Origin of the sequence: Ruminococcus sp. MCC718 (genome assembly GCF_018783905.1) — a bacterium.
Classification (GTDB): Bacteria; Bacillota; Clostridia; order Lachnospirales; family Lachnospiraceae; genus Hominisplanchenecus; species Hominisplanchenecus faecis.
Genome location: NZ_WQNP01000100.1, coordinates 48,778 through 65,347 on the forward strand (window position 1 = coordinate 48,778; position 16,570 = coordinate 65,347).

The window sequence follows — 16,570 nt, forward strand, 5'->3', positions numbered from 1 at the left end:
TAATCACCTCTGTATAATATCCACAGAAACTTCTTTGTAGTAAAAAATACCACCGATATCACCGCCAACTTCTTTTGCTATTGTCCCTCTGTATGACTCGATTGTTACATTTGTTCCGTAATCACGGAACGTAATAGGGAAAAATCCTGTTGCTAAATTCTTTTTGATAAGAGCTGCCTGCTGTTCTGTAAGCCAATTCCATTTGATAGACAGATTTTTCTTTTCTGCTACAACATCACCGACCATAGTACCTGTAAGAGTACGTCCCGTGTCACTGCTCCATATGATTTCATCTGCCACACTCATCGAAACTGGTGCAGGCAGTTCTACGTTTCCACATTTCAATACAAACATCAGTTGCTCCTATCTAACATCTACCGTGTTAAAACGTTTATTAATTCCGATCTGTGCTCTTGTTGACGCTCGTGCAATGTCTACGCCATCTAAATTAAAACTTACATTTGCAAGTGCCGCTACAATACGCATAGTTGCATTATTGGCAATGGATTCCATCTCTTCTTTCGTCACACCTCTCCCGCCTGCTGCCGATACCGCTGCGTTTACCATTGCCTGTAATTTGCTTTCTGGTGCCACAATCTCGCCTTCGTGCCGGTTATCACCAATTACTGCTAACCTTGGTGTATTGGCTCTTACAAATCCGCCTTGTGCAAGCAGCGGTATTCTTGGTGCATCCCAGATAGGCAGATCAAATCCAAGCGTATGTCCACCAATTCCAGGCACCCAGTCAGGCACATCGATCTGCAAATTATTGAACATATTGGCAACTGAATTAACCGCACTTTCAATACCTGCTATCAGTCCATTAGCAAAACCTATCACAATATTGATTGGTGACTTAAACAGATCTGTCATTCCATTCCATATTTCCAGAACACCTTTCCATGCTTTTTCCCAATCACCAGAAAATGCACCTGTTACAAATTGAATGATTCCTCTTAAAATACGTATGACATTGTTGATATTTTTTGAAACATCCCCGACAAAATTCAAAAATATCGTACCGATTGCTTCGATAATTGGCGATATCACCGGGAAAATTGCAGATGCTATCCAATTAATAAAAGGCTTGAACACATTACGCCACAGAACATTTATAAGATCAGCAACATCCCCCACCAGTCCAATAATATTGTTGATGGTTGGCTGTATGCTGCTCGTCCATACACTCTGAAACAAGGTTGATAACTTTGACAATACCGGTGCAAAATATTTATTATATCCATCCAGCAGGGTAGATAATATTTCACTGAACCCTTCTTTAAATCCATCGAACATCGGACTGATATGCTTATCATACACAGCTAAGATTTTTTCAAAGGTCTCTTTTACCGATGTATGCAGTGTTTCGAGAACCGTACTTATTGGTTCTAATGTATTATCAATAGCATCTTTTATTTTATCTTTATTATCTATAAAAGGTTGAAGAATACATGAAAGTATGTCATTTGTCAGTTTCAATGCAAGATCTTTAGAACCCAGAAATGCATCAGAAATCATGCCAAGCAGTTCTGCCGAACATACTTCGCCATTTTCATCTGCAAACACCGAAAATACGTCTGCAAAAGATGTAAAAAAATCTCCGACCAGATTTACCGCATCTGTTGAAGTATCCAGCATACTGACTAATCTGTCATGTATATAACCTTCACTGCCCTGTAAATATCGATCTATTGCACCTACCAGATTGGAGGCAATCGTTGTTCCGATGCTTACAAAAGATCCTGCAATTTTCCCGGCGTTTAAAGCAATCGCATCAAACAATCCCGAAGCGGATGTCTGTATTTGCGGATCTGTAAATATGCTTTTTAATGTTTCACCAATACTTTCGCATTTCTTACGGATTCCATCAATTCTTTTCCCACTGTCTCCGAATCCTATCAAGAATCCTTTCTTAAATAGGCCTGCAAGTTCTTTACCTCTTTCCAGTAAATCCTGCATCTTACGATTCAAGCCATCTACAACAGTATCTCCTTCGGCAAGCTTGCCAAAATCAACACTACCAGCCACATCCGGTACGGCACTTCCTGTAGTACTACTACTGTCGTCTTTCTTGTCCAGGCGATTGATCTTATCAAAACCCATAAGGCTTTTCAGCTTTTTGGATGCTTTTTCGGCCGCATTTCCCGCTGCCGTTGTATTGTCTTTCAGATTCTCTGCCGATTCTGCTGCATCATCCATTCCTGCTGCTGTCTGCTGCATATTATCTGTTGTGCCGGACGACTTCTGCCCGGTGATTAGCTCTGTTAACGACTTAAACGCACTTGCCAGCACGCTCAGGCGACCTACTACTGCATTGATCACTCTCAGAACCGGTGTAAACAGATTGATTAGACCTTGTCCAACCGTTGCCATAAGAGACTGCATCTGCAAAGATAACACTTTGCACTGGTTTGCCCAGGAGTCGGACGTTCGTGCGAAATCGCCCTGTGCCGCTGACAGCTGATCCTGTACGAATGAATAACGCAATGCTACCTTTTCAGCTTCCGACATTTTGTCGGTTGTCTTTCCAAATCCATTCGCCAGTGCGTACGCATCCAGTGATGTCTGCGACATAACAACACCAAGGTCTTTCAGTGATTCCGTTTCACCGGTAAATACCGATTTCAGCTTTGCGTATGCTTCGTCCTGGCTCAGATTGTAAAAAGATGCCAAATCACCGGCCAATCCGGTCAGGGTTGTCCCCATATCAAGAGCCTGTTTCTCCGTAAATCCAAACGCTTTCGCCATGGCACCAAATGTACCGGTGTACTGTTTTGCCATGGTTTCTGACAGTCCGAAGCTTGCCGCTGCACTCTTTGCAAACTGGTCTACCTGTGCGGATAATGTTGGGAATGTAACATCAACAACGTTCTGAACCTCTGCAAGGTCCGAACCTAATTCCAGGCATTTCTTTCCAAACTCAACCAGTTTTCCGACAGCAAAGGCAGATGCCAATGCCGCACCTGCCTTTTTCGCCAAGCCCATCATGCTGTTCATCTGACGTTTAAACTGATTCTGGTTTACGACCAGATCAAGACCGATCTCGCCTATACTGTCTCTGTCTGCCATTTGTGCCACCTCCATTTTTAGGAGAACATCGGCACAATGGCACTACTTGTCCTGATTTATTTTAATTTCAAATTCTTTTCTACAGTGCCGTGCCTGGCATTTAATGAAAATGCCACAGCAAGAAGCATCCTGAACATACTGAACTTTTTGTCCATGTCCGCAAAATGGACACTTTATTTTTCTTTTTTCAATTTTGATCTACCTCCTGCCATTGTAATAAATGCCTGCTTCATCTGCTCCAGGAATACATCCCTGTCTTTTATGCTTACTTTTGCGGCTGTTCTGTTCCGCCATTCACACCGGATTCTTCTCTGCTCCGGTGTGAAATGTTTCAGCATCTCTTCGTCTTCTTCTGTCCGTATCGATACCATACGGGCAAGGACCGTGTTCGGTCCAAGTCCCGCAAGCATCTGTCTGAATTCCTCCCAGGGCATTGTATTGACTTCCCTTGAAAGCCGGATCCCGTATTCCGACTGGAAGGACGCTACAATCAGATCATAATCTTCGATCAGGTCGTAGCCGGGATCTGGGATTCCCCCGCTTCTTCTTCCTTTCCGGTAATCAGTGTGATTGCAGTCTGGACCACGATTTTCAGATCATCAAATGAAAGTTTCAATTCTTCGATTGTTTTGCGTGCTTTCTCACTGAACAGCAGATTGTACATATTTGACACCTGTTTTGGTGTTCCTGCACCATCCCCAATGACATCCATAAGTTTCAGCACGGTTGCCGCATCTGCATTGACTTCCAGTTTTTTGTTCTTGATCACAATCACCGGATTTCCATCCATGTTCAGTTTTTCTGTAATGTCTACTGTTTTTGCCATGTTCTTATACCCCCTATTCCGATGCCGGGATAACTTCCGGTTTTCCATTGCTCTGGATCTCGAATTCCAGCGGTGCCACTGCCGTTGAATCACCAGCACCAACATTTGTCACATTGATGACTGCACCAAGGAAATTAACCTCTGTGCCATCCGGAAATGTCCAGGCAATGTCTTTTTCTGCGTCACGTCCATTTACCCATGCCAGAGACGCGACCAGGTCGTTTCCCGGATCTCCTACGTTTCGCTTCGCAGATACCGTGATCTTAACACTCTTAGCTGTCAGCAGTCGTCTTACCCAGCCTTCTGTATCAAATGGAGTCCATTCTTCCACGCCATTGTCGAATGATACGGAGAAAGATACACAGTCTTTGATCTCTTTCATGTCCTCTTTTTCCGTTACTCCTTTGTTGATACGAAACTGGTTTTCGTAACATGGATATACTCCTGTTTTCATCTTCGTCACTCCTTTTTTTCAAAAATAACAGCCACTTCTATGACCATTTCATAGATGCCGGCATCGTCTGTGCCAACGTCCTGAATCTCATAAAGTGGCTGTATAAATTTTATTGTTTCATTGTTTATTTCTGTATTTCTCGCCGCCCTCAGCTTCTCAAACAACTCTGTAGCAGCTTTTTCGGTGTCTCGTGGTGAACGGTTCCAGTGGACCAGGATCGTTACCGGTTTTTCACCGTACCCTTCCAGATGTGGACCACCGATAGCCGTGTGGTATGCTCTCTGGTGCTTGCTGTTGTACACACCAATGGATTTTTCCGGTTTATCCGGAAGTTTACCCATATACACGTTCTCAGAAATACCGAGGGATTCTACATAATCTCGCACATCTGACAGCATCATAATCCCACAATCCTCCTGTAGATCTCTTTGTACGCTTTCTGACAGAACTGGTCTTTGCTCCCGCCCGGCAGCCAGTCCTCGTACCATAATCCTCTTGCGTTTGGGTTTTCCTTGGTCTGAAAATGATATTCAGGATGAAAGTAAACCCTTCGTGCATACGGTGCTGTAGAAGCAAGCGTAACCTGTCCGCGGCTGCTTTCTGAACAATCCACGAAAGTGCTCTCATTCTGTAAATTTCCGGTATCAAACGGAAACACCTGTGCCTGCACGACTTCTGTGTGCAATGCTTCTGCAGTCTGTTCCAGTGCCTGAGACTGTGCCTGTGTGAGCTGCTTTATCCTTGGAAAGTTCAGGTTAATAATCGAATTTACATTGATCATACCAGTAACACCTCCGTATAATTTACGCTTCCGTCCGGATTTCTGGCTTTTGTCCCCTGTTCGATTCTCCGCTTCACTCCAAACAGTTCCACTGATCCGCCGGAGATAACCGCTAGTCCCGGACAGATATCGCCCGGAAACAATGCTGTCCCGGTAATCTGTACCATCTTCTTCTCTGCTGTCAGCACTGTTTTGGCTTTATCCTGATAATTACATTTACCGTAATACGTTATTGTCTCTAATGGCTCTCCATATTTGTTCAACCCTTCCTGATCGAACTTGCAGACGATATCTGTCCGACAGAGCCGTTTTGGTATCAAACATGGATATTTCATACCTCACCTCGCTAACTGGCAACACAGCCCCGTCTGGCAAAGCAGAGCATATATATCACGCTTCATGGCAACTCCTTTATCCATGAACACATTCCAACTGCTGCCAAACGAAGCTGATACACCATTGATACTGTAACTGGATAAAACTGTATTGATCTCATCTGCATTTTCACATTCAAAATCTGCCTGCAAACATATGACTTCCCGAATGACCTCTTTCTGGAAATCTGTTAAATTGTCAAATCCCCTGCCTACAATCCGATTGTAGGTCAGGGAATCAATGTGTCTGGATGCCTGATGCAGGGCAGATTTCAGATTTTCTTCCGGTACGGTCCTGCCGCCATAAGTGTTGATATAGTAGCTCTCTGTCACATAAGCAGCCATATTACGCTCCTGTGTATTCGGTGGTGTCAGTATCTACATACACGCTGTCGATATTGCCGTCTTTTCCGTTCGGAAATACAAAAACATCTGACAGGGAACGGTTCTGGTACAGGTAGCCATCGCCTTCGGTATGTGCTCCCGGATCAAAGTAATAGATACTTGCGATCTTCGGCACCGTTTTACAGGTCTGACCGCATGCAACCAGGACATTGATCTTTTTCGACCCTGTTGTTCCAGAGGCTTTTTTGACCGGTTCGAATCCGCCGTTTTCCGGTTCCCAGTTAAAGGAATCATAGAATCGTTCATCATCGATGACTTCCATCACAGGCACACCATCGATGTCTGTTACTCTGGTTTCAATACCGATACCACCCTCTGCAATCTGGGTGATCTCGATCTTACGGGTGAATTCCGTAGACTGCTCCAGGGCATCCATGATTGCAGAAGTGACATACATCACCAGCGTTCCATTGGCTTTGTATCGTCTGAGTTTTCCTTTTGCCAGGATATCTTTCAACATTCCGAACACTTTCGCCTTCGTGTATGCGGATGCTGCAGTTTCCGAATGGTATCCTTCCGTTTTCTTTGCCGCCTGTGCAACCTTGGAAAAGAACAGTGCATCTGTCTCCGGTGCAACCTGTGTCTGCTCAAACACACGGGAAATGTTCTGGATAGATGCCGTTGCATTTGTTTCGTCTACATCGGCCTTGTCAACCAGGAATGAAATATCTCTGTCATGTTCTACCGTGTAAGGAACATCTTTCTGTGCAAAAGATCCTTTGTTCCAGCCTCCGTTGCGGTTGTGGTTCTTAAAACCGGATGTAGATGTCTGTGTAAAGTGAAATGTTCTTGCCCCCACCCATTTCACGTTGCTTGTGATAAATGGTGATGTGATCGTCCCCTGGATCAGGATCTCCAGAAGCTCCGGGCTCCACTGCTGTGCGTAATTTAATGCCATAATCTATACCTTCTTTCTTTTAGTTGAATCGGTTCCAGCGTTTTGTTGGAACTGCTGCCTGGTTTGCTGTTGTCTGCTGTGGTTGCTGCTGAGGATTGCCGCCGGTACCGATCTGCATGAAACCGGACTTTGCATCTGCCTGCGGTTTTAATGCCGGAATATCCTCCAGCACCTTATTGATTGCTGCAGTCAGTGCTTCTTCACTGACTTTCCCATCCTGCCCGATCACCTGGCTGAAATCTGCCATTTTCAAAACATACGGGATCGTCTTTGCCTGGATGCCAAGCGATACTGCCGTCATGGTGGCTGCACTCTCAATCTGTGCTTTCTGCACTGCCGCCTGTGCCTGGGTAAGCTGCTTCTGCGTCTCAGTGATCTGATTCTGCATGCCTGCTACATCTGGCTGTTTGTCCGCCTGTTGCTGTTTAAATGCTGTAATTGCCTGTTCCATCTGCTCTTTTGACAGTCCCTGCTGTTTGAAATACCCTTTCAGGACGGATTCCTCCGTCACACTCTGTTTTCCGGCGATCAGATTCGCCAGTTTGTCATAATCAAAAGCCGGGACTGACTGCCCTTCTGGTGCCTGTGGTGGATTTGCAGGGTTCTGTTCCGGCGGCTGTGGCGGCTCGGCAAAAATTTGAAGTTTCATAGAAATTTTTTTGCTCATCTTTCTTCGCTCCTTTACAGTTTTTTTACTATGCTGTCTGCACAAATCTGACAGTTTTACGTGTGTCTCACAAAACAGTTGATAACCCGGTGTCTCCGTGTAGTTTTCTGCCTTCGGGCATAAAAATAAGACACATAGCCCTGTGCCTCAAAGGGAGATATCTGGATCACCGCCTTTCTACGGATAACCGTCTGCCGTTGAACTGTACCGTGTCGCCAATCTGTGCCACTTCATCGCCAATCTTCACCCCTTTCAGTTCTGCGTGTCCGTCTTTGTCCCGGTATAATAATTTGATTGTCTTGTAATTGATCCGGCTCGCCAGCCAGTTCGGTGCAAGCCTGTCTGCGTCTTTTGTGACTGTGTAGTGTTCTATCATTCCACAAACATCCAGTCATCTGCCAGCATATCAGCCTGAGAAGCGAGCCAGCCCATCTGTACACCGGAAGTCCCAACGAACGCCACCGCCATGTTGCCAATTGCATCATGCTCGCAGTTCACAATTTCTCCGTTTTGTGTTTTGTAAGAAATACCTGTTGCAAGCTGAATATACTGATTCTTACCATTCCATCCTTCACGCTTTACTTTCTTACCTCTTTTCAGATATTTAATGGCTTCGCCAAAAGAAAACGTTGCTTTGCCGCCAAGTTCAGGGCAATTTGTTTCATCTGCAATAATCCATTCTTCTGAAACAATATTACTAAGCGTATATTCAACTCTCGCTGTTTTTCTGATATCCATCTCAATGCCATCTTTTGTATGTATGATGATTGTTTTTCTGCTACCATCCCAGTACCAGTAACCGCCCCAGGATGGAAGTTTCACTTTTTCTCCATGTTTCATCAACTCAAATGCTTTCGAAAATTTCATGTTCTTATCCTCGCTTTCTTAATCTAATATTGATTTATTTAATGCTTCCACCAGTTCCCTCTCACGCTCTGAAAGTTCATAACAGATAGCATCCTCTGCCTGCTTTCTGGCATTTTCTGCTGCCTGCTTTTCTGCATTCTGCTTCCTGGCTGCCGCCTGGTCTGACAGCAGAAGCCCTGCCCCGTAAATCTCTTTTTTCATGGCTCTCTGGGCGTCCAGGCTTCGCACAAGCTGGCATTCTTCACGCCTTACCCGGAAATGTACACCGTAACGTGCCATTTTCTGCATCATGGAAGCGGTAACGATATGATCCGGATAATCATACTTTGACAATTTCCGTGCCTTTTCCTGCCTCAGCTTTTTCGTTGTATCATTCACCAGCTTTGTCAGCTCCGGCGATGTCTCTGCTACCGTTTCCGGTTCGAAGCTGGTAATAAACGATGTCTTCACAGTTGCACCGTTTTCGTATTCGATCGTACAGTCACATACAATGTGGTTCATTCTGTTCCAGGTGGTCTTACCAGATAATGCTGTAAGTGACGGGGCAAACAAAAAGAACGGGATGCCCCGTTCCAGATAAAATTCACATATGTTTTTCAGGATGGAAAAAGGTGGGTTGTCCACCACCACACATCCCGGCGGATATTCGTCTTTTTCGTAATCGCCGCCCGGCCAGAATGGGCGAATCACGTTCTCAGGATCAATATTGTAACGTTTGCACACCCAGTCCTTTATAACTTCGTATATCTCCGATGGTGTATAGCAGTCGTCTGTCGTTTTCTTCGGTTTGAATTTCTCGACAAATTCTTCGTAAGTTTTGCTTTTTATGTTTCTCACCTCCCTGCAAAATGGGTACAAAAATACCACCGGCCTCTCGACTGGTGGTATTTATTTTTGTTTTGGTCTTACTGGATCCATAGAAAGTTTCATATCACATTCCGGCGAATCACAATAGAAGAAATATTTTCCTTTGCATTTAACATGTCCTTTTTTACATTTTGGACATATTGGATCGTTCCCTGCTCTTGCATCCGACACCATTCTATTACGCCGATCCATTTTTGCTTTCATTTCTTCTAATGTCATAATGTCACCTACTTTCTCCATGGATATTCCGGATACAACTCAGCTACTAATTTGAGTATATCCTTTTTCTCTTGGGAAGTCAATGTATTTGACCTCTTTCGGTGTTTCACTTCTTGAGCAATGCACACAGCTTCCGACCATTGGTCTCCACCAATTCCGTACTTTCTATGCGTTGCTTCATGTATAAGCACTTCTGCTGTTTTCTCTATCGTTTTTGTCTGATCTGCAAAAATTCTTATTACATCATCTTCTGCATCATAAAATCCCAATTCATTATATGGATTATCGATACCATAAACGAGCTGAACTAAAATATTATTCGTTTCCAGGTATTCAGACATCTCTTTTCCAATATCTGACTTCTGCATATCTTTTTTGATATTATGCGGCTTTATGACATCATTCTGTCCTAAATTATACGTGTGATAAATGCCTTCATCATCTTTTAACCTTGCCCATTTATTACTTTTCTGTTGATACTCTGCCTTATTCTTTAGATCCAGTGAACACTCTGCCATCCTTTTATACTTCTTCTCCTGCCGCTTTGCATACTGTTGTCTGGCTTCCTGCTGGTTTTTCAGACCGATCTGTTCCAGTTCTTCTTTCGTCCAGGTATCATCAGCCGTTGAAATACCGGGAAAATAGGTTGTGTGGCTGTCTTTACATCTTGGATGGTACAGACCATAAGATATCGCCTTTGAAACCAGCGGATAACTGCCGTCTTTCCGGCTGCCACCGCTCCACACATCATCAATCAATACTTTTCCGCAGAACGGCAGACATTTCGGGCACGGATTTCCTCTCTTATTCACGATAACAGTATGTATGCCCCATTCCTGGCGTTTTTCACCTTCCCCCTGCAGGTAGGCTCGTTTGCTTGCTGTACGGATCGCCATATCTGCATAATCTGCCAGCGTATGCCTTGCACCGTTTTTATATTCGATACAGTTCAGACCAGCAGAAAGAAAATCCTTGGTCGCCATATCAACTGCTTTTTCATACGTGCCGGCACCAGTGTTTGCATAGACCTGAGCGTTGTAGATCACCCTGCGGTACTGGTCGTCTGCCATACGAAGTACAGCCACCTCTGCCTTTTCCATGTCATTCGTGGTTGCATTGATAAGGGCATCCAGCTTCCGGTCATTCAGTCGGAAGAACTCTGCCGTAGCACCTTTTGTTGCTTTCTTTGCTGGAAAACCTTTTTTGATAGCGTCCAGGATCTGCAGTTCCTGATGCATGTTTCCTTCGGTTCTTGCCACCCGAATCAGAGCCTCGATCTTGTCATTGATATCCTGGAACTGTCCGCCGAACTTCTTCCGGTTGGCTCTCCGGTACTGTTCCAGAGCTTTTAACTGTTCTGCCTGCCACATGCTCCACTGCTTATTCTCCGTCACTTCTTCGACCTTGTGCCGTTTCATGTTTCGGATCATGGATGCGATCAGTTCATCTTCGATTGCCTCAAAAGCCGCTCCGATATCATACGCATCATTTATCTTTGCCATTTACATGCACCTTGAATCCCTGCTGCTTAAACTGCCTTTTCAGTTCTTTCAACTGTGTGGCACTGCTGCATTTATCATTTCTCAGTTCCGCATAATCGCCTTTTTCCAAAGCATACACGCCAAAAGGTACCTGTTCCTTTGCAATTTTAAGCAGTCCCTGGTACTCCTTCCGGCTCATCTGGTACATCCTGTTTGCTACTTTTACCTTCATCGTTCTCGCCGCCTTCCTGATTTACGCTGAAATCACCAGCATCCAGATTGACTCCCGGCTCTTCCATCTCCTGAATACCCTGTTCTGCTTTCAGTCTGGTGATTTCTTCCTGTTTGCAATGTTCATCCAGGCTGTCACCATACAGCTCTTCTACACAGCGTTCAATGCTCATGATTCCGCCCTGTTTTGCCTTTGCCACAGTCTCAACCTGGCTTTCGAAAGATGGGTTTGCATATTCCCCAAATGGAATATTGACCTTCACATCTTCCGGCATCTGTCCTTCCAGAATGTTCATTGCATGGATACAGGAAGCAACCACATCCGGAAGTGTTGTCTGTAATGCTTCTACAATGCTGTTCCGTGTATACAGCGTTGTTTTTTCTTTTTCCCTCTGTGCTTCTGCATTGTCCAGCTTCTTCGTATCGATGCCCAAAGTAGACGGACTGATCACACCCTGTAAGCACAGATCCAGTGCCGTGATATAGGATGCGAGATAACTTTCATGCGGAATTACCGGCTGATCGGTATTGATCACATTCTTCTGTCCTTCGCTCATATCACCAGTTGCCGCATAATAGCGATTGTCAAATGGATTCGGCCGGATCAGCACGCCCGTCTCCGGATCATGTGGGACTAAACATTCCGGAATGTATGTTTTTGCCCTGCCTGCCCTCAGTGCGTCCATCCACTGCGACCAGACCTCATCAAGCGAGTCGAAGCTGTCCAGCTTACCATCAAAGATACTGCCGCCCCTGCCTTCATACTTGGCAGATTCATAGATCATCAGTGGCACTGCCAGCATCACGTTCTCGTCAAATGCAAAGTTTTTCAGGTTTTCTGTGGCTTTCAGTGCGGAAACCTCAAGCATCTGATTGCCAGAATACAGCTCGTTGATAATATAGCCATATCCATAGCGTTCATTCAGCACATAGGTCCTTCCTTTGTCCTTATACGGTGTTTTGAATACGATTTCACGGATTCTGTCACGGTGCCGGATAAATTCCACTCGGTCGCCTGGATACCATTCAAGAATCGGGTAGGGACTGATCTGTGTATCCACCGTCACCTTGAAAGCTCCATCCCCAATATACAGAGCCTCTTTCAGTGCACTTTCTACTTTGTGCTGAAAATCATTGTCCTTTGCGATTTCCTCCCACATCCCCTGTTGCTTCAGGCTTTCAAATTCAAAATCGTTCATATCCGGCAGCACAACCGATGTCAGAGTCCGCACGATCAGTCCAGGAAGACCGGTATGAATTTTCCGCATCTCAAGCCCCGGGCTGCTCTTACTCGCCCAGAATTTGTACTTATCCGCATATTCACGGTTCTGCTGGTAGAACTGTTCCAGTTCGTTGCCATCGCCACGGTACCAGATGCGGTTGCGAATCGCATGCCCCTCAAAATCCAGCATCTCATTGATCTGGAAATTATATGGATTTGCCGGGAGTACATTCAGCCAGCTCCGCAGTGTCCGCTTTATATTTTCATTCAACTGTTCCACCCATTTCACCTTTTCTCTTCCTCCTTAAACCCGATCATGTTCCGGTATGGAATCCATCCATACTGCTGTGCATTGATCGTGTGGTCGTTCCGATCTTCCGGGATATCCTTTTCCTCGTTCCAGGAATACCGCTCCAGTTCTGAGATATGTTCTGTACAAGTATCCACAACCAGATAACATCCTTGCTGGATCCATCCAAGCTGTAAGCGGATACGGTCCAGGATCTCCACTTTCTTGTACGATTCAATAAAATTGTAGAGACATCCATGCAGACGCTTGTACTTGTGAAGCTCAGTGATCGTAGCCGCATCCGCACAGTCAATAAACGTCTCTTTTGCAAATCCCCATTCTTTACGACACTTTTCCAGGAAATCAATGAATCTTACCGCTGTATCAGACGGTGCCAGCGGTTCTGACAGATCTTTGTTACTGTATACCTTTTCCGCCAGCGTGATCAGCTTTCTGTCTTCTGTGATTCCCTGGAACAGCATGGCGATCGTATCCGGAGATTTTGAGGAATACGATGTGTCCAGACCACAGGTAAACTTTTTGAATTTCAGTTTTCCTGCTACTATCTTCTGTTTTACCCATTCTGCCGTGACCACATGCTGTTTCCGGCTGAAATTCGGGAATACCAGACCAGTTGCTTTTCCCCTGAGTCCCTGGATCTTATTCTTCCAGATCTTGGTTCCCTTCGGCGTGTTCTGGATGATCCGTTGCTTCTTTTCTTCCGGAAGTCCTGCATTATCGTCAAAAGAAAAGAACCAATGTACCCAGCCGGGTTTTGGTTCTTCTTTCAGCTCTTCTTTAATTTCCTGTGGCGTGTCCTGTTCCCATTCAGGTAATGGTCTGCTACAATTGATATACTCCTTGTATACATCCAGATTCGGATCATCCGGGTTCAGTGTTGCCATAAAGTAATCACATCGCATAGACGACTCTCGGACAAATTCAATATCAGCTGTATTGATCTCGTCAATATACAGACATCCGTACTGACCGCCAAGGGCTTTCTGCCACTTCTTCTTATCCCCATATCCCATCACATACACGACTTTATCACCATTGCTGGTGTGGAACAGGATATGTGGTATTTTGTCGTCCTTGGTGCCGTTTCCGTTGTACTCAGCCAGCATACCGAAGTCATCAATGATGCCAAGGTCCTTATTGATGATGTTCTTTTCTGCCGTTCCGGTATCTTTCGCCGCTATAATGTGCAGTTTTTTCGATGACTCTGCCACTTTCAGCATAAATTTGAACAGTCCTACTGTCGTCTTACCGGCAGCAGTCGTGCCTTCCAGAAATTCAACCGGTGCATTACAACGTAAAAATGCTTTATACTTTTCTGATAGCAGTAAGCGTTCCGTGCTCACTATCCATCACCCCCGCATCTGTTGCAGGATATCATCCAGTTTCTTTTTCTCGTCTTCCAGACCGGATACTTCGACCTTATCTTTAAACATTCCAAGATGCCGTCCAAGAAGCTCTAACGCTTTTTCTTTGTCGTTCAATTTCAGTTCAATTCCGAACTTCCCCTCTTTTATTCCGGCAATAGCTTTAATCTGCTGATCCGTCAAGCTATCCGTGTCTTTGATTCTGACACACTCGCCCTTTACTTCTGCATAATCAGTAGCTCTGGCAAATGCAATAGCAGCCAGTTCCTCCAAAACTCTGTCCTGCGTTATTTCCGTGCGTTTCTGACGTTCCTGCATCCGGTCTGCGATATATTTTGCAACGTTAGCATTTGTTAGCATTCTGCTGCTGTTTGCTCTTGCCGTTTCATCTCGCTTTACAGACGGATATGCCACCCGGTAAGCCCTTGTGGCATTCAAATCAATCAAGTATTCATCTGCAAATATCTTCTGTTTTTCAGTCACTTGGACTCACCTCCTACTCTTAAACGATAAAATGCCCTTTCAAGATTAGTTTTATCTAATATCAAAAGGACATTGTTATCTACTTCTTTGCTTTTTTATATTTATCTATTTCTCTTTGTTCAGCTTCTTCATCTAGCTTATACAATCGCATAAGTTCTTGATCTGATATATGTGCTTCATCCATAAATATCTTATGTCGATATAACCAGTGTTTACTTCTGATTTCTCTTAATTTCGGATCTTCAATCCTTTGAATCTGGTTTGGATTTAAAGCTTTTTGATACTGTTCCTCTTTTGTTAGCCATTTATTCATATCAGAATCCTCCAAACATATATTTTCTTTTATCATACTATAAAACGCCCTATATTTCTACAGGACGTTTTATAAAATATATATTGTGTGAAGGATATAACCATATCAGCATTCGTTTCCCAAATTGGATTAAACCCATTATATTATATGTTTAGTGTACTGGAGTGTACACTTTAACAAATTTTTAAATTTTGCAAAGCTCTTCCATGAATCTTAATCGCTCCTTCTCGCGAATATCCCATTCTTCTCCCAACTGCTATCCAGCCCAGCCCCCACAGATACCTCAGTCGCAACACCCTCTGTTCATCCGGGTTCTCCATCCGTCTGATCGCCAGGTCAATCTGTTCACGTGTCCTTGCTTTTTCCAGGCGTTCCTGCTTCAACCGGTCAATCTGCTCATCCAACAGCACCATGTAATCCGACAGATCGGACTGCTGGCTGCCTTTCGGCATCCCGTCATTGACCATGGATGGAAACATCTGATCCATCCGGAGCCTCTGGATTTCTTCCAGGATCTCCTGCTCCCTCCGTTCACATTCCCTGTATCTTCGCAGGAACTCCTTTTTCTTGTCGTTTTCTGTCATCTCCACCGGCATCGCCTCCCCTCGTATGTATCACAGTTTCCACTTTCTTCCGGTGTGCTTGTCAGTGATTTCCGTCACTTTGATCCCCTGCACACTCACAACCGTATTCAACGCATCAAATATCTTTCTGATGTGCTTCGGCATCTTATCCGCCTTTCGCACGGCTCTGTCTGCTGTCGGATCACGGTATCCTTCATGGTTCATCCACATCACTCCAATCTTGCATTTGTCCGCACCACGGGCAATACGGCAGATACTTTTGCACCTCATCGCCGCAGTTTCGGCACTCGTAGGCTGTTCCACCAAACACGCTCAGTACAGCCTGCGGTTTCTTCGGTGTTCTGCTTTCATCGCTCATCTTCTCGCCCCTTTCATGAACGCCTCAACCATGGCTTTTTTCCAGCTTCTTTCGTATTGTCCACAGCAGTATGCGTTCACTGTAACATCTCTGAACTCTTCACTCTTCGGGCACACACAGATCCCTCTGCTGTCGTGGTATCTGCATGTGTTACACGTTCTGTCGTAATTCATCCCATTTCACCTCCCGCAATATCTTCCACAGCCACCATACTTCCGGAGATCTCCAGGCACACATGCAGTAGGTATGTGCATCTTCTGAATAGTGGTAATGGTTTCGTTCCAGATGTTCTCTTGCTTCCTTTTCGGTCAGAAACATCGTGTTCGGATACACAACTGGTCTGAACGAAATACCAACTATCCTGACATCATCATATCCATTATTGGCAAGAAATTCATTCACTTCCTCCGCTATCAAGTCCTCATACTCTTCTTCTTCATCTTCCATATACATCAGTATAAAATCCAATATACACCCCTTTCCAATTTTGCAGTTTTCCCGATTGATATTGCAGTCTGACAGGATATTATCATTGAGGTACTTCACTGTTTCTTCCGTTGTGCTTGTAACGGTGCTTCCATCTGCTTGCAAGACAAGTTCGTCTGCGTTCTCATCGTCTTGCACTCTCTCGCTTCCCTTGATGACCCAGAATCTCGGTTCAGCCGTTTCTGTCGTGTCCTGCGTATTCATTTCTTTCTGCAATTCCACCAAGAACTTAATGTCCTTATCATTCAGGCTTCTCTTTTCTGTAGTATCTTCGTGATACTGTAATGTTTTATGATATATTGCCATGTTAT

At 44.7% G+C, this 16,570-nt stretch carries 26 protein-coding genes; all 26 read right to left on the reverse strand.

Annotation, left to right across the window (positions count from 1 at the left end):
* Window positions 1-3: 3 nt before the first annotated feature.
* The 26 genes from GPK60_RS09140 to GPK60_RS09265 all read right to left on the reverse strand — a co-directional run bounded on the left by GPK60_RS09140 (window position 4) and on the right by GPK60_RS09265 (window position 16,565).
* Complete coding sequence (locus GPK60_RS09140) at window positions 4-354, reverse strand: hypothetical protein (protein ID WP_252191343.1); 351 nt, start codon at window positions 352-354, stop codon at window positions 4-6.
* A gap of 9 nt (window positions 355-363) precedes the next feature.
* On the reverse strand, window positions 364-3,069 hold the full coding sequence (locus tag GPK60_RS09145) for a hypothetical protein (RefSeq protein ID WP_215659477.1): 2,706 nt from the start codon (window positions 3,067-3,069) through the stop codon (window positions 364-366).
* 173 nt (window positions 3,070-3,242) lie between these two features.
* Window positions 3,243-3,602, reverse strand: a complete 360-nt coding sequence (locus tag GPK60_RS09150; RefSeq protein WP_346727755.1) for a Gp15 family bacteriophage protein — start codon at window positions 3,600-3,602, stop codon at window positions 3,243-3,245.
* On the reverse strand, window positions 3,578-3,895 hold the full coding sequence (locus tag GPK60_RS09155) for a hypothetical protein (RefSeq protein WP_215659479.1): 318 nt from the start codon (window positions 3,893-3,895) through the stop codon (window positions 3,578-3,580). Before GPK60_RS09155 ends, GPK60_RS09150 begins: the two co-directional genes overlap by 25 nt.
* Window positions 3,896-3,908: 13 nt before the next feature.
* A complete protein-coding gene (locus GPK60_RS09160; protein ID WP_215659481.1) occupies window positions 3,909-4,349 on the reverse strand; it encodes a hypothetical protein in 441 nt (146 codons plus the stop codon).
* A 5-nt stretch (window positions 4,350-4,354) separates the two neighbouring features.
* The gene (locus GPK60_RS09165) at window positions 4,355-4,750 is read right to left on the reverse strand and encodes a minor capsid protein (RefSeq protein WP_215659483.1); all 396 of its coding nucleotides are present in this window, start codon (window positions 4,748-4,750) and stop codon (window positions 4,355-4,357) included.
* Window positions 4,747-5,130: a hypothetical protein gene (locus tag GPK60_RS09170; protein ID WP_252191344.1), complete on the reverse strand. Its 384-nt coding sequence runs from the start codon at window positions 5,128-5,130 to the stop codon at window positions 4,747-4,749. The genes GPK60_RS09165 and GPK60_RS09170 overlap by 4 nt, the downstream gene beginning before the upstream one ends.
* Complete coding sequence (locus GPK60_RS09175) at window positions 5,127-5,465, reverse strand: hypothetical protein (protein WP_215659485.1); 339 nt, start codon at window positions 5,463-5,465, stop codon at window positions 5,127-5,129. Before GPK60_RS09175 ends, GPK60_RS09170 begins: the two co-directional genes overlap by 4 nt.
* Before the next feature lie 3 nt (window positions 5,466-5,468).
* The gene (locus GPK60_RS09180; RefSeq protein WP_215659488.1) at window positions 5,469-5,849 is read right to left on the reverse strand and encodes a hypothetical protein; all 381 of its coding nucleotides are present in this window, start codon (window positions 5,847-5,849) and stop codon (window positions 5,469-5,471) included.
* Window position 5,850: 1 nt separating this feature from the next.
* On the reverse strand, window positions 5,851-6,807 hold the full coding sequence (locus tag GPK60_RS09185) for a phage capsid protein (RefSeq protein WP_215659490.1): 957 nt from the start codon (window positions 6,805-6,807) through the stop codon (window positions 5,851-5,853).
* A gap of 19 nt (window positions 6,808-6,826) precedes the next feature.
* Window positions 6,827-7,474 carry a hypothetical protein gene (locus GPK60_RS09190; protein WP_215659492.1) on the reverse strand — a complete coding sequence of 216 codons (648 nt, stop codon included), beginning with the start codon at window positions 7,472-7,474 and terminating at the stop codon, window positions 6,827-6,829.
* A 166-nt stretch (window positions 7,475-7,640) separates the two neighbouring features.
* On the reverse strand, window positions 7,641-7,850 hold the full coding sequence (locus tag GPK60_RS09195) for a hypothetical protein (RefSeq protein WP_215659494.1): 210 nt from the start codon (window positions 7,848-7,850) through the stop codon (window positions 7,641-7,643).
* Window positions 7,847-8,341 (reverse strand): DUF2829 domain-containing protein, encoded by a 495-nt coding sequence (locus GPK60_RS09200; RefSeq protein WP_215659496.1) that lies wholly within the window; start codon window positions 8,339-8,341, stop codon window positions 7,847-7,849. The genes GPK60_RS09195 and GPK60_RS09200 overlap by 4 nt, the downstream gene beginning before the upstream one ends.
* A gap of 18 nt (window positions 8,342-8,359) precedes the next feature.
* Window positions 8,360-9,178 carry a hypothetical protein gene (locus GPK60_RS09205; RefSeq protein ID WP_215659499.1) on the reverse strand — a complete coding sequence of 273 codons (819 nt, stop codon included), beginning with the start codon at window positions 9,176-9,178 and terminating at the stop codon, window positions 8,360-8,362.
* A 51-nt stretch (window positions 9,179-9,229) separates the two neighbouring features.
* Complete coding sequence (locus tag GPK60_RS09210; RefSeq protein WP_215659502.1) at window positions 9,230-9,427, reverse strand: hypothetical protein; 198 nt, start codon at window positions 9,425-9,427, stop codon at window positions 9,230-9,232.
* An 8-nt stretch (window positions 9,428-9,435) separates the two neighbouring features.
* Complete coding sequence (locus GPK60_RS09215) at window positions 9,436-10,929, reverse strand: phage minor capsid protein (protein WP_215659507.1); 1,494 nt, start codon at window positions 10,927-10,929, stop codon at window positions 9,436-9,438.
* Window positions 10,913-11,107 (reverse strand): hypothetical protein, encoded by a 195-nt coding sequence (locus tag GPK60_RS09220; RefSeq protein WP_252191345.1) that lies wholly within the window; start codon window positions 11,105-11,107, stop codon window positions 10,913-10,915. Before GPK60_RS09220 ends, GPK60_RS09215 begins: the two co-directional genes overlap by 17 nt.
* Complete coding sequence (locus tag GPK60_RS09225; RefSeq protein ID WP_215659512.1) at window positions 11,076-12,650, reverse strand: capsid protein; 1,575 nt, start codon at window positions 12,648-12,650, stop codon at window positions 11,076-11,078. The genes GPK60_RS09220 and GPK60_RS09225 overlap by 32 nt, the downstream gene beginning before the upstream one ends.
* A complete protein-coding gene (locus GPK60_RS09230) occupies window positions 12,647-14,014 on the reverse strand; it encodes a terminase (RefSeq protein ID WP_215659515.1) in 1,368 nt (455 codons plus the stop codon). Before GPK60_RS09230 ends, GPK60_RS09225 begins: the two co-directional genes overlap by 4 nt.
* Window positions 14,015-14,020: 6 nt before the next feature.
* Window positions 14,021-14,518, reverse strand: coding sequence for a terminase small subunit (locus GPK60_RS09235; RefSeq protein WP_215659517.1), 498 nt, complete (start codon window positions 14,516-14,518; stop codon window positions 14,021-14,023).
* A 79-nt stretch (window positions 14,519-14,597) separates the two neighbouring features.
* Entirely contained in the window at window positions 14,598-14,831 is a 234-nt protein-coding gene (locus GPK60_RS09240; protein ID WP_215659518.1) for a hypothetical protein, read from the reverse strand.
* A 173-nt stretch (window positions 14,832-15,004) separates the two neighbouring features.
* Complete coding sequence (locus tag GPK60_RS09245) at window positions 15,005-15,421, reverse strand: hypothetical protein (protein WP_215659520.1); 417 nt, start codon at window positions 15,419-15,421, stop codon at window positions 15,005-15,007.
* A 24-nt stretch (window positions 15,422-15,445) separates the two neighbouring features.
* Complete coding sequence (locus tag GPK60_RS09250) at window positions 15,446-15,619, reverse strand: hypothetical protein (RefSeq protein ID WP_201428272.1); 174 nt, start codon at window positions 15,617-15,619, stop codon at window positions 15,446-15,448.
* A complete protein-coding gene (locus GPK60_RS09255; protein ID WP_215659522.1) occupies window positions 15,609-15,773 on the reverse strand; it encodes a hypothetical protein in 165 nt (54 codons plus the stop codon). The genes GPK60_RS09250 and GPK60_RS09255 overlap by 11 nt, the downstream gene beginning before the upstream one ends.
* Window positions 15,770-15,946 (reverse strand): hypothetical protein, encoded by a 177-nt coding sequence (locus GPK60_RS09260; protein WP_215659524.1) that lies wholly within the window; start codon window positions 15,944-15,946, stop codon window positions 15,770-15,772. The genes GPK60_RS09255 and GPK60_RS09260 overlap by 4 nt, the downstream gene beginning before the upstream one ends.
* Window positions 15,924-16,565: a hypothetical protein gene (locus GPK60_RS09265; protein ID WP_215659527.1), complete on the reverse strand. Its 642-nt coding sequence runs from the start codon at window positions 16,563-16,565 to the stop codon at window positions 15,924-15,926. The genes GPK60_RS09260 and GPK60_RS09265 overlap by 23 nt, the downstream gene beginning before the upstream one ends.
* Window positions 16,566-16,570: the final 5 nt, after the last annotated feature.

Excerpts from the sequence above, each read along its gene's own strand:
- GPK60_RS09185 (WP_215659490.1), bottom strand. The coding sequence starts at position 6,807 with ATGGCATTAAATTACGCACAGCAGTGGAGCCCGGAGCTTCTGGAGATC.
- GPK60_RS09165 (WP_215659483.1), bottom strand. The coding sequence starts at position 4,750 with ATGATGCTGTCAGATGTGCGAGATTATGTAGAATCCCTCGGTATTTCT.
- GPK60_RS09260 (WP_215659524.1), bottom strand. The coding sequence starts at position 15,946 with ATGAATTACGACAGAACGTGTAACACATGCAGATACCACGACAGCAGA.
- GPK60_RS09175 (WP_215659485.1), bottom strand. The coding sequence starts at position 5,465 with ATGAAATATCCATGTTTGATACCAAAACGGCTCTGTCGGACAGATATC.
- GPK60_RS09210 (WP_215659502.1), bottom strand. The coding sequence starts at position 9,427 with ATGACATTAGAAGAAATGAAAGCAAAAATGGATCGGCGTAATAGAATG.
- GPK60_RS09190 (WP_215659492.1), bottom strand. The coding sequence starts at position 7,474 with ATGAGCAAAAAAATTTCTATGAAACTTCAAATTTTTGCCGAGCCGCCA.
- GPK60_RS09145 (WP_215659477.1), bottom strand. The coding sequence starts at position 3,069 with ATGGCAGACAGAGACAGTATAGGCGAGATCGGTCTTGATCTGGTCGTA.
- GPK60_RS09255 (WP_215659522.1), bottom strand. The coding sequence starts at position 15,773 with ATGAGCGATGAAAGCAGAACACCGAAGAAACCGCAGGCTGTACTGAGC.
- GPK60_RS09160 (WP_215659481.1), bottom strand. The coding sequence starts at position 4,349 with ATGAAAACAGGAGTATATCCATGTTACGAAAACCAGTTTCGTATCAAC.
- GPK60_RS09200 (WP_215659496.1), bottom strand. The coding sequence starts at position 8,341 with ATGAAATTTTCGAAAGCATTTGAGTTGATGAAACATGGAGAAAAAGTG.
- GPK60_RS09170 (WP_252191344.1), bottom strand. The coding sequence starts at position 5,130 with ATGATCAATGTAAATTCGATTATTAACCTGAACTTTCCAAGGATAAAG.
- GPK60_RS09155 (WP_215659479.1), bottom strand. The coding sequence starts at position 3,895 with ATGGCAAAAACAGTAGACATTACAGAAAAACTGAACATGGATGGAAAT.
- GPK60_RS09180 (WP_215659488.1), bottom strand. The coding sequence starts at position 5,849 with ATGGCTGCTTATGTGACAGAGAGCTACTATATCAACACTTATGGCGGC.
- GPK60_RS09195 (WP_215659494.1), bottom strand. The coding sequence starts at position 7,850 with ATGATAGAACACTACACAGTCACAAAAGACGCAGACAGGCTTGCACCG.
- GPK60_RS09220 (WP_252191345.1), bottom strand. The coding sequence starts at position 11,107 with ATGAGCCGGAAGGAGTACCAGGGACTGCTTAAAATTGCAAAGGAACAG.
- GPK60_RS09250 (WP_201428272.1), bottom strand. The coding sequence starts at position 15,619 with ATGAACCATGAAGGATACCGTGATCCGACAGCAGACAGAGCCGTGCGA.
- GPK60_RS09265 (WP_215659527.1), bottom strand. The coding sequence starts at position 16,565 with ATGGCAATATATCATAAAACATTACAGTATCACGAAGATACTACAGAA.
- GPK60_RS09240 (WP_215659518.1), bottom strand. The coding sequence starts at position 14,831 with ATGAATAAATGGCTAACAAAAGAGGAACAGTATCAAAAAGCTTTAAAT.
- GPK60_RS09215 (WP_215659507.1), bottom strand. The coding sequence starts at position 10,929 with ATGGCAAAGATAAATGATGCGTATGATATCGGAGCGGCTTTTGAGGCA.
- GPK60_RS09140 (WP_252191343.1), bottom strand. The coding sequence starts at position 354 with ATGTTTGTATTGAAATGTGGAAACGTAGAACTGCCTGCACCAGTTTCG.